Annotated in this window: 5 protein-coding genes and 1 pseudogene; all 6 read left to right on the top strand. The window is 49.6% G+C overall.

Annotated features, from left to right (window positions below):
* The first annotated feature begins 90 nt into the window (after positions 1 to 90).
* A complete protein-coding gene (gene spoIIAA / locus B3W37_RS01340) occupies positions 91 to 423 on the top strand; it encodes an anti-sigma F factor antagonist (protein ID WP_481040526.1) in 333 nt (110 codons plus the stop codon).
* 32 nt (positions 424 to 455) lie between these two features.
* A complete protein-coding gene (gene spoIIAB, locus B3W37_RS01345) occupies positions 456 to 899 on the top strand; it encodes an anti-sigma F factor (RefSeq protein WP_481040524.1) in 444 nt (147 codons plus the stop codon).
* A gap of 7 nt (positions 900 to 906) precedes the next feature.
* Entirely contained in the window at positions 907 to 1,644 is a 738-nt protein-coding gene (locus tag B3W37_RS01350; protein ID WP_483174560.1) for a SigB/SigF/SigG family RNA polymerase sigma factor, read from the top strand.
* Positions 1,645 to 1,787: 143 nt separating this feature from the next.
* Complete coding sequence (locus B3W37_RS01355) at positions 1,788 to 1,976, top strand: dodecin family protein (RefSeq protein ID WP_481042984.1); 189 nt, start codon at positions 1,788 to 1,790, stop codon at positions 1,974 to 1,976.
* A 122-nt stretch (positions 1,977 to 2,098) separates the two neighbouring features.
* Positions 2,099 to 2,563, top strand: a complete 465-nt coding sequence (spoVAC, locus tag B3W37_RS01360; RefSeq protein ID WP_483170261.1) for a stage V sporulation protein AC — start codon at positions 2,099 to 2,101, stop codon at positions 2,561 to 2,563.
* A 17-nt stretch (positions 2,564 to 2,580) separates the two neighbouring features.
* Positions 2,581 to 2,894 (top strand): annotated as a pseudogene (locus tag B3W37_RS01365) (stage V sporulation protein AD); the annotation flags it as partial.

Raw genomic sequence — 2,894 nt, forward strand, 5'->3', positions numbered from 1 at the left:
AAGCTTTATTAGCTGGAATTTTGTGGAAGGAAAGAAGCGGGCGCTGTAGAATGAACTGAATAGTATCGTGTCAGTGAGGGGAGAAGCAGAATGAGCCTGGAGTTTAAAAAAGTTCGCAGTACTTTGGTGGTACGGGTCTCAGGTGAAATGGATATGCTCATTGCGGATAAAATGCGCGCCGAAATAGATAAGAGGATCGATGACAGGAATATTAAGAACCTGGTATTGAACCTGGAAAAGGTCACTTTTATGGATAGTTCCGGCCTGGGTGTGGTGATCGGGCGCTACAAGAGGATTACCGCCAAGCAAGGCAGAATGTTTATTGTTGGCGCCAGACCACAGGTGGAGAAGATATTGTTTTTTTCCGGGGTCAACCGGTTGGTGCCGCTGTACAAGAGTGAACAAGAAGTAATTAACATCTAGGAGGTGGACGCCGGCGCAAGCCGGGAAACTCTATGAATGTACGGAATTATGTCAGGTTTGAATTCTTCAGTATCCCGGAGAATATTGCCTTTGCCAGGTCTTGTGTGGGCGCTTTTGCGTCGCAATTGGACTGCACCCTGGAAGATGTCGAAGAGATTAAGCTGGTTGTATCCGAAGCGGTATCCAATTGCATTATTCACGGCTATGAAAACAACCCTACTCAGATGATTACAGTGATCGTGAGTATTGATGATCACGGCGTACTGGAGATCGTGGTGGAGGACCGGGGCCGGGGCATAGAGGATTTACCCCGGGCCATGGAAGCAACCTATTCCAGCGATCCCACCCGGATGGGGCTGGGATTCACCTTTATGAAATCGTTTACCGATGATATGCAGGTCGATACCGCGCCCGGCAAGGGAACCACAGTGCGCTTGAGACGCTCTTTTCTGAAAAACGAGGAAGCCCTGGCATGAGGAGTTGATGATGGTGTCCTCTTATGATAATTACAAGGAAACCGAAGAGCTGCTCGCCAGGGTTCAAGCCGGCGACAACAGCGCCCGGGCCAAAGTGTACGAAGCCAATATCGGTTTGGTATATATGGTCATGGAGCGCTTCAAAAACACCTGTTATGATTATGAAGACTTGTTCCAGGTGGGTTCCATCGGGTTGTTGAAAGCTATCGACAAATTTGATTTTCAATACCAGGTGCGCTTTTCCACCTATGCGGTGCCGATGATAATCGGGGAAATTAAAAAATTCCTGCGCGATGACGGGATTGTCAAAGTGCAGCGCAGCATCAAGGAAAACTATGGCAGGATACGCTGGGCTCAGGATAAGCTGCGCGGCGAACTGGGGCGTGAGCCCAGTGTAGCGGAAATTGCCAGCACACTGGATATGGTCAAGGAAGATGTGGTGACAACCATCGAGGCCTGCCAGGCGCCGGCTTACATTCATGATGCCTTACCGGGGGACGACCGGGGTTCGCCGTCATTGATAGACCGCCTGGGGGATGAGGAAGGCAGCGTTCGGCTTTTGGAGCAAATGGCTTTGCGGGAGGCTTTGAGTAAACTCAGTGCCCGGGAGCGAGAAGTTATACTGCGCCGCTTTTTTAAAGACGAAACCCAGTCGGCAATAGCCACTGACCTGGGGGTTTCGCAGGTGCAGGTTTCCCGGATCGAAAAGATGGCCATTACAAAACTTAAAGAAATGCTGGGATAGTGTTAAGGAAACCATGAGAGGCGTTATCACTGGTGCTGTCGTGACACCAGGTTAACGCCTCCCTTTATGTTTACGGGAATAAATATGTGTGAGGTTCAGCAAAATATACTGTAAGTCAAAATAAAGGAGGTTATATTTTGCAGGTGAGAGTGGCAGAATTCGTGGGTCAATCCAATAAAAGCTGGCAGGACGCCATAGAACAGGCTGTAAGTCAGGCATCTAAAAAGTATCGCAACATTTCCGGAGTAGAGGTCATCAACTGGACAGCCGGTTGCCAGGGTGAACGTATTGTGGAATATAAAGCCGACGTCAAAATTGCCTATACAGAGTAGGGACGTTTTATTAGAACTGCCGCGGAGGCCTGGAAAGCACGGATTTAGATGCTTTCCAGGCCTCCGTTGCTGAATAAGAATCTGTCAAAATGTGCATAATATGTTAGGCAAGGAGGCATGATATGGAAACGCCTGATAAGAAAATAAAAGCAATAGAAAAACAAGAATACGAAGATCTGGCCAGTCAAATCAGACCTAAGCCAAAGCTAGCCCGCAATATGGCCTGGGCTTTTGTGGTGGGGGGACTCATCTGCATGTCAGGTCAGTGGATAATAAATTACATGGTGAGCCTGGGGGTCAGCCTTACCGATGCCAGCACATCAGCTTCCTGCATCCTTATTTTCCTGGCGGCCTTGTTCACCGGCTTAGGATATTATAATGAGCTGGGACAGCATGCCGGAGCCGGTTCCATAGTGCCTATCACAGGGTTTGCCAATGCGATTGTGGCATCCGCCTTGGAGTACAAAAGGGAAGGTTATATTTTTGGGGTGGGGGCCCGGATTTTCAGTGTGGCCGGACCAACCCTGGTGTTCGGATTTGTCATTGCGGTTCTGGTGGGATTGATCAAGGTCTTTCTGACTTCATAATAAGGGGAGGCAACCATATGCCGGGAAGAAAAAAACGCGGCCAGCAAACCGTAGTATTCGACAGCCCTCCGGTAATTACCGCCTGGGCTTCAGTGGTAGGCCCTAAAGAAGGCGAGGGACCCTGGGGTCAGGATTTCGATCTAGTTTTGGAAGACTACCTGTTTGGAGAAAAAACATGGGAAATGGCCGAGCACAAGATGCTGCGCGAAGCTATCACCCGTGCCGTCGACAAACGCAATTTCATGCCTGAGGATATTGACCTGCTCCTGGCCGGGGATCTCTTAAATCAAATCGTGGCTTCCAACTTCGCGGCCCGCGACCTGGAGATCCC

This window comes from Syntrophomonas sp. UBA5494 (assembly GCF_002426325.1).